Source organism: Microbacterium sp. 69-7, from assembly GCF_001897985.1.
Classification (GTDB): domain Bacteria; phylum Actinomycetota; class Actinomycetes; order Actinomycetales; family Microbacteriaceae; genus Microbacterium; species Microbacterium laevaniformans.
The window spans coordinates 39960-47532 of the sequence record NZ_MKRU01000005.1; the positions used below are offsets into that span (position 1 = coordinate 39960).

Consider the following 7573-nt stretch of genomic DNA (forward strand, 5'->3'; position numbering starts at 1 on the left):
TCGTGACGGGGCCGGGGTTGACGAAGCCGATGGCGGGACACACCGGTACCAGCGGCGCGCACGCCCCCAGTATCGCCGTCGTCGTGAGAGCGGCGAGCGCCACCGGAAGTGCACGGGTCATGGCCCTCACCCTACGGAATCGGTCGTCCGGGGATGGTCCTCTCACAGGACGCGCCCAGGCCGAGGGATTTCCTTCAGTTATGTTGAAGGAATGCTCCGCACTCCACTGTCACTGTTTCGCACCCTCGCGTTCGCCGAGGCGGTGTCGTGGACGCTGCTCATCGCGGGGCTCATCGTCCGGGCGACGACCGGGTGGGCGCCCGCGGTCACGATCGGCGGCGGCATCCACGGCTTCGTGTTCCTCTCCTATGGCGCCGCGGTCGTGCTGGTGGCCCTCAACAATCGGTGGCCGGCGGGGCCGACGGTCGTCGCCCTGATCTCGGCGATCGTGCCCTACGCCACCATTCCGGTCGAGCTCTGGGTGCACCGCCGCGGGTTGCTCGCGGGCGCGTGGCGCGTGGAGGCCGACGCCGATGCAGCGGATGCGCGCTGGTACGACGGGCCGCTTGCCTGGTTCCTGCGCCGCCCGTGGCTGCTGTTCGTCGGCATCCTCGTCGCCGTCGTCGGTGTCTTCGCCGTGCTGCTGATCCTCGGCCCTCCGGGCGGCGCCAAGGGCTGAGTGCGCGGGGCAAGACGGCTCCCGCGGCGACCGACCGGGAAAAGTCACGGGACGGCGACCCGCTGTGCGCACAGCGCATGGATAGCATGGACCGCATGACTCAGGACGGTCCCCGCTTCAGCCCGGTCATCGCGCTGCTCGCCGTCTCGGCGATGTGGGAGGAGCAGCTGGCGACGATCCTCAAAGACCTCGGCATCAGCACCCGCAAGTTCGGTCTCCTCGGTCACATCTACGCCGAGCCCGGCATCTCGTTCTCCGAGCTGGCCCGCCGCTCCCACATCACCGTGCAGTCCGCCCACACCGCCGTGCGCACGCTCGTCGACGACGGCCTCGTGCAGGACGCCACCGCCCATGCCGGCGCCGCCAGCGATCTCCACGTCACCGCGAAGGGAGCGCGGGTTCTGCAGGACGCTCGAGAGCGCCTCTTCGAGCTCGACGACGTCCTCGCTCAGCGCCTTCCCAAGGTCGCCGATTCGCTTGACGGCATCCGCGCCGGCATCGTCTGAGCGCACGGCGCGAGGTGCGGCGGCGCCGGCTCACCGCGTCGTCGACACGGTCACCGTGAACTTCGGATCGCGGGAGACCTGACGCGTCGGCCCCACGACGCGCTCGAGCGTGCCGCGGTACCGCAGCGGTGAGTTCCACACGCACCACAGCTCGCCGCCGGGCGCGAGCACCCGTGCGGCGTCGGCGAACAGACGCTCCGCGATCGTCGTGGTCAGCGCGGCACCGGAATGGAACGGGGGATTCAGGGCGATGAACGACGCGCTCGCATCTGGGCGCTCCTCCAGCCCATCGGCGCGCGCGACGTGCACGCGATCGCCCAGTGCGTTCGCGGCCACGGTCGCCTTCGCCGACGCGACCGCCGCGGCCGACTGATCGCTCGCGTACACATACGCGAACGGATGCCGTCGCGCGAGCCAGGCGCCCACGATGCCGGTGCCGCAGGCGAGATCGATCCAGGGATCCTCGCTGCTGCCGCCGCCGGGAGCGTGCGGCGCGGCGGCGAGCGCCGCCAGCAGTGCCCGGGTGCCGATGTCCAGGCGTGCGCCCGCGAAGGCCCCGCCGAAGGCGCGCACCTCCAGCTCGTCGATGCGCGACGCCGCGGGCATCGGGTCGCGGCCGTCGCGCGGGCCCCGGGCGATCAGCACCCGCGACTTCTGGCGGGCGTGAGTCACATCGACCGTGGTGAAGAACGCGCGCAGCACCTCGTTCATCGCGACGCTCATGTGCTTGATGCGACCCCCGGCCACCACGACGACGTCGGATGCCGCATGCGCCGCGATCAGTCCGGCGATATCGCGCAGGGCGTCCAACGAGCGCGGCAGGCGCATCAGCACGACGCGCGCGCCGGTGACGAGAGCCGCGTTCAGCGGGCCGGAGGAGACCTGCTCGGCCAGCCCCAGCGCGGCGGCGTTGGCGTGCAGTGCCCGTTCGCCCAGGAGGGCGTCCTGGTGCGCGCGCACCCCGGCGGCGCCGTCGTGAGCCGCACCGAGGGCGAGGGCTCCGTACGCGTCACCGATGACGGCGATCTGACCGGCCCCGGCTCCGGCGCGCAGAGCGGCCGACTCGTCGAGGATCAGGCGGTCGGCGGCATCCACCGCACCGAGTCCCTCGCCCTCGACGTCGGGCGCGCGTCGAAGCAGCTCGAACGGCATGCTCACGAACCCTCCGCGTAACGCAGGACGGCATCTGCCGGTGTGCACTCATCGCCGATGCGGATGCCGTCGGCGAGCCGTCCCGCCTCGCGCAGCTCCTGCAGCCCGTCCACGGTGCGCCGGCGCAGCTCCCACGGATCGATCGTGTTGACGTAGATCTTCGTGCCGCCCTCGAAGCCGGCGGGAGTGGAGATGCGCCACTTGAGCACCACCCGCCAGGGCATGGGCCACGGCGCGCCGGGCGGCCGGTAGTGCCACTCCTCGTTGGTCGGCACGTGCACGCCCGTCGCGGCGTGCAGCGCGTGCAGCAGGTCGGAGACGGCGCGCCGCTCGGCATCCGTGTGCTCCTGGGGCAGGTTCGCGGCCGACGTCGAGAAGATCTCGAACGCCGGGTAACGGTGACCGACGCCGGCGAAAGCGACGGCGCCGTCCGTCGCTGCGACGACGAGTCCTTCGGACACGGCCAGATCGGCGATCTCGTGCTGATACAGGCCGCGGTCGTGCGAGAGCAGGCGCAGCTCGTGATCGACCTGCGGGCCGTGGTCGTCGATCGCGACGAGCTGCTTGTGGAGGTGCTCGAAGGAGGCGCCCGCCGGCCGCAGCCAGTTCTGGAAGACGCTGACGTACGCGGCGTGCGGCTGCGCCGCCTGGATCTCCGCCAGCGCCTGCACGGTGAAGGCGACGTAGGCTGCATGCTCGTCGGGGCTCAGCGTTCCCGACGATGCCAGCTCGGCATCCGTCGTCGCGCCCTCGACGACGTGACGCCGGGCGACGACGACGTCGTGGGATCCGCCGAGCAGGTCCAGTGCCGCTTCCTCGAGGCTGGTTTCGGTACCGGCTGCGCGTGCGCGAATCTCGGCGAGCTTTTCCATGTGCACGCGTCCGACGGGATCGGACAGGTACTCCTCGGCCCACTGCACGATCTGCGCCGGCTGGCGGTAGCCGTGGTTCTCGCGCCAGTACTCGGCCGACACGATCTCGAACAGGTTGCCGAAGCGGCGGAACTCGGCGACGGAGTCGTTCAGCGCGTGCGCGGGTACCCGGCGCTCCTCCTCGAAACGCGGGCCCACCAGTCGCGCCTTCTCGGGCGTGGTCTCGAGGTAGCGATCGACGCAGAACGCGCAGAGTCGTCGATCCTCACCGGGCCCGAGGCGGTGCGCATCCTCGCGGGGTTCCGTGAGGGGACGGTTCGCGCGGCCCGGAACCGTCCAGACCCGCGTGCCGGTGAGAGGGCCGATCTGCTTGACGGTGCCGTCGGGCAGGCGCCGGATCGCTCGTGGTGCTCCGTCGCTCATGCCTCCAGCCTATCGAGGCGGAGGATACTGGCCTGATGAAGACGTTCGCGCGATGGCTGCTGGCCGCCGGCATGATGTTCGCCGGTCTGTCCCACCTGTTCTGGGCCCGTAAGGAGTTCCAGGCGCAGGTCCCCGACGTCGTCACCGATGTCCTGCCGATCGACAAGGACGGCGTCGTGGTCGCCTCCGGCGCGGTGGAGATCATGCTCGGGGCCGCTCTGGTCGTGCTGCCGAAGGAGCGCAGGCGTGTCGGCGCCCTTCTCGCCGCGTTCTTCATCGCGATCTTCCCCGGCAACATCGCGCAGGCCCGTGGATCGGCGTCCGGCCTTCGGTCTGGACAGCGATGCCGCTCGTCGGATGCGCCTGCTCTTCCAGCCGCTGCTGGTCGCCTGGGCGCTGCTCGCGACCCGCGACTGAGGCGAGCGGGGGTGGATGCCGCGGCATCCACCCCCGCATCTGCGCACCAAGCGCTCAGCGCGGGGCCTGCACCCGCACGGTTCCCGTCTCGGTGACCAGGCGCTCGCGATCCACGCGGTCGAGCTCGTGCAGGGAGCTGCCCTTGGTCTCGCGCATCGAGACCACCGCGATGAGCGTGATCGCGGCGGCGAGCGCCAGATACAGTGCGACGGGGATGTAGCTGCCCGAGGCCGACAGCAGGGCCGTCGCGATGATCGGCGCGAGCGAGCCGGCGACGATGGACGTCACCTGGTAGCCGAGCGAGACGCCGGAATACCGCATGCGGGTCGGGAACATCTCCGACATGATCGCCGGCTGAGGGGCGTACATGAAGGAGTGGATCACCAGGCCCAGGCAGATCGCCAGGATGATGATCGCCGGCTCCTTCGTGTTGAACATCGGGAAGGCGATGAAGCCCCACGCTGCCGCGCCGACCGTGCCGATCGCGTAGACGGGCTTGCGCCCGATGCGGTCGGCGAGGGCACCGACCAGCGGGATGACGATCATGTGGACGATGTGGGCGATCACCAGCATGCCGAGGATCTCGGCCGTGTTCACATCGAGGGCGATCTTCAGGTACGTGATCGAGAAGGTGACCACGAGGTAGTACATGATGTTCTCCGCGAAGCGCAGACCCATCGCGGTGAGCACGCCGCGCGGATAGCGGCGGACGACCTCAAAAACGCCGTAACGGTCGTGCTTCTGCTCCTCCGCCTCTTTCTGCGCTTCGAGGAAGATCGGCGCATCGCTGATCTTGGTGCGGATGTAGTAGCCGATCGCCACGATCACCACCGACAGCCAGAACCCGACCCGCCAGCCCCAGGCGAGGAACGCCTCCGCGGACAGGGTGCGGCTGAGCACGAGCAGCACGACGGTCGCGACGAGGTTGCCGATCGGCACGGCCGCCTGGGGGAATGACGCCCAGAATCCGCGTGTCTTGTCGGGGGAGTGCTCGGCGACCAGCAGGACGCCGCCGCCCCATTCACCGCCGACAGCGAAGCCCTGGGCGAAGCGCAGCAGCACCAGCAGTGCCGGCGCCCAGTAGCCGACCTGCTGGAAGGTCGGCAGGCAGCCCATGAGGAACGTCGCCACACCGACGAGGATGATGGCCAGCTGCAGGAGCTTCTTGCGTCCGTACTTGTCACCGAAGTGGCCGAACACGATGCCGCCCAGCGGGCGGGCGATGAAGCCGACCGCATAGGTGACGAACGCCGCGATGATGCCGGCGTAGGGGTCGTCGGACGGCGGGAACATGATCAGGTTGAACACGAGCGTGGCCGCCGTGGCATAGAGGAAGAACTCGTACCACTCGACGATCGTGCCGGCCATCGAGGCGCTGACGACGCGGCGGAGACCGGACTGCGGGGGCGTGCGGTGCGAAGCGGTCGCTGAAACCATGCGCTGATACCTCCTTGTAGAGCGCGATGCGACGAGGGATGCCGCGCCGTGGACGCTACCTGAAAAGTGATTCAGGTACAAGGTTCAGCGCTGCACAGTGCCTGTGCACGCGTGCACCGACGGGCGCACGCAGGCTCCGCTATGCGCGTCGACGCACGTACCGGTGCTCGGGGCGCCCCGTGGTGCCGTAGCGCAAACGCACGTCCACGATCCCGCGGGTCGCCCACGTCGCGAGGTGGCGCTGCGCAGTGGCGCGCGAGACACCCGCCCGGTCGGCGATCTCCGCCGCCGAGCGCGCCCAGGATCACCCGCTCGGTCGCCGATCGTGACACTGACGACGTGTCGCCGCCCGCGTGCAGGATGCCGAGCGCTCGATCGATCTCGTCCTGCGACACGCTGCGCTCCTCGTCGAGCACGTTGCGAAAGCGCGCGTAGCGATCGAGGACCTCCACGAGGGCGCGCCGCTCGAACGGCTTCACGAGGTAGCCGAGCGCTCCGGCGCGCAGGGCGCGGAGCACCGTCACCGCGTCGGTCGCGGCCGAGAGCACGAAGGCGTCGATCGGGTTCTCGCGGACGAATGCGATCCCGTCGCCGTCGGGCAGGTACGCGTCGACGAGCAGAAGATCGGGCTGTTCTGTGCGGACGGCGGCGGTCGCGTCGGCGAGCGTGCGCACCGGTGCGAGGGCGTGGTAGCCGGGGCGCTCGGCCAGAACGCCGCACAACCGGGCACCGAACAGCGCCCCCGTGAGCGCGGACGTTCCCGCGGCCTCGATGAGCCAGACATCGCCCCCACGGCGGCGCGCCAGCTCGCGTGACAAGGGAAGGCCGACGCCGAGTCCGTGCACCCGGTCGGCATCGGGAGCGGGTCGACGCCCGCGCGAGAAGAGATCCGCTTCGGCGTCCACACCGGCGCAGGAGTCGGCGACGGTGAGGAAAGCGCCTCGCACTGCGGCATCGCGCCCGTCGAGATGGCACGCGCCTCTCATTGGCGATGCTCGCCGTCGGCGTGCTCGTCGGGGTGATCCCGCTCGCCGCCTGAGAGAGGTCACGGCACGACCGACGGCATCAGCTCCCGTCGGCCGTGCCGTCGTCGCCGGAGTGGGGACGCACGCGCACGATGTTCGTCGTCTCGTCGATGTCGGCGACGCCGGGGTAGGCCTTCACGAAGTCGGAGAAGGACCGGTGCCCCAGCGCCTTCTCGCTGAAGGACGGATCCATCCGCTTGAGCAGGTTCTTCACCGCCGACAGGTGCACCCACTCGTCGTCGGTGCGCTCCTGCTCCAGACGCAGCGCACGCCCGAGAAGCTCAGCCGTCGGGTCTTCGGTCTTCTTGCGTCGGCGCGACGAAGAGGGGGCCGAGGTGGCGGCGGCATCCGCCTTCTTCTGGGTCGCAGCCGACGCGGGCAGCACCACTCCGGGCAGCGAGTCGTAGGAGTCGAACTGGTCGCACGCCGCCGCGAGGGACTTGGCCGTCGAACCGGCCACGCCGACACCCACCACGACGCGTCCGAGACGCTTGCAGCGCTGCGCGAGCGGGACGTAGTCGCTGTCTCCGGCGACGATGACGACGTGGGTGAGGTCGGGCAGGCGGAACATGTCCTCGACGGTGTCGACCGCCAGGCGGATGTCGGCGCCGTTCTTCGCGTACGCCGCCGCGGGGAACAGCTGCACGAGGTCGACGGCGCGGGCCACCAGCTGCGAACGGTAGAGCGCGTTGACCGGCGACGACCAGTCGGCATAGGCGCGCGTGAGCACGAGGGTTCCGAAGGAGGCCGCGTAGTCGATGATCGCCCCGACATCGATCGTGGCATCCTTCAGACGCTGTGCGATCTCGGGGGCATCGGGGTCGGCGATGATCTTCTGGCGGTCGGCGGCGTAGGAGTTGCGCCCGTGCACGCGGTCGTACCAACTCATGACGATGTTGTCGAAGTCGAGGTAGACGGCGACGCGGTTACCCTGCAGTTCGATCATGTCAGCGCACCTTCGGGTAGGTCACGCCGAGCTGGCCTCGCACGTCGTCGAGCGCGTGCATGATCGCGATCGACTCCGCGAACGGCAGCAGGTCGCTGTCGGTGCGCCCCTCCCGC

The 7573-nt window shown here is 70.0% G+C and carries 7 protein-coding genes and 1 pseudogene; 3 read left to right on the top strand and 5 right to left on the bottom strand.

Going from position 1 to position 7573, the window contains the following annotated elements:
- The first annotated feature begins 211 nt into the window (after positions 1–211).
- Both BGN98_RS00625 and BGN98_RS00630 read left to right on the top strand, forming a co-directional pair.
- Entirely contained in the window at positions 212–679 is a 468-nt protein-coding gene (locus tag BGN98_RS00625) for a DUF3817 domain-containing protein (RefSeq protein WP_005052320.1), read from the top strand.
- Between the two features lie 95 nt (positions 680–774).
- Complete coding sequence (locus tag BGN98_RS00630; protein ID WP_288118772.1) at positions 775–1185, top strand: MarR family winged helix-turn-helix transcriptional regulator; 411 nt, start codon at positions 775–777, stop codon at positions 1183–1185.
- A gap of 30 nt (positions 1186–1215) precedes the next feature.
- Here BGN98_RS00630 and BGN98_RS00635 read toward each other — a convergent pair whose 3' ends face one another.
- Together BGN98_RS00635 and BGN98_RS00640 are read right to left on the bottom strand one after the other, a co-directional pair.
- On the bottom strand, positions 1216–2337 hold the full coding sequence (locus BGN98_RS00635; RefSeq protein WP_288118783.1) for a class I SAM-dependent methyltransferase: 1122 nt from the start codon (positions 2335–2337) through the stop codon (positions 1216–1218).
- 2 nt (positions 2338–2339) lie between these two features.
- Positions 2340–3632: a DUF4921 family protein gene (locus BGN98_RS00640; protein ID WP_288118775.1), complete on the bottom strand. Its 1293-nt coding sequence runs from the start codon at positions 3630–3632 to the stop codon at positions 2340–2342.
- A 35-nt stretch (positions 3633–3667) separates the two neighbouring features.
- Between BGN98_RS00640 and BGN98_RS00645 the strand changes: the two are divergent.
- A pseudogene (locus tag BGN98_RS00645) lies at positions 3668–4049 on the top strand (DoxX family protein).
- A gap of 54 nt (positions 4050–4103) precedes the next feature.
- Here BGN98_RS00645 and BGN98_RS00650 read toward each other — a convergent pair.
- From BGN98_RS00650 to BGN98_RS00665, 3 genes are all read right to left on the bottom strand, one after another.
- A complete protein-coding gene (locus BGN98_RS00650; protein WP_288118778.1) occupies positions 4104–5486 on the bottom strand; it encodes an MFS transporter in 1383 nt (460 codons plus the stop codon).
- A gap of 71 nt (positions 5487–5557) precedes the next feature.
- Positions 5558–6472 carry a response regulator gene (locus BGN98_RS14800; protein ID WP_502687798.1) on the bottom strand — a complete coding sequence of 305 codons (915 nt, stop codon included), beginning with the start codon at positions 6470–6472 and terminating at the stop codon, positions 5558–5560.
- 79 nt (positions 6473–6551) lie between these two features.
- Positions 6552–7457 carry an NYN domain-containing protein gene (locus BGN98_RS00665; RefSeq protein ID WP_016464609.1) on the bottom strand — a complete coding sequence of 302 codons (906 nt, stop codon included), beginning with the start codon at positions 7455–7457 and terminating at the stop codon, positions 6552–6554.
- Positions 7458–7573: the final 116 nt, after the last annotated feature.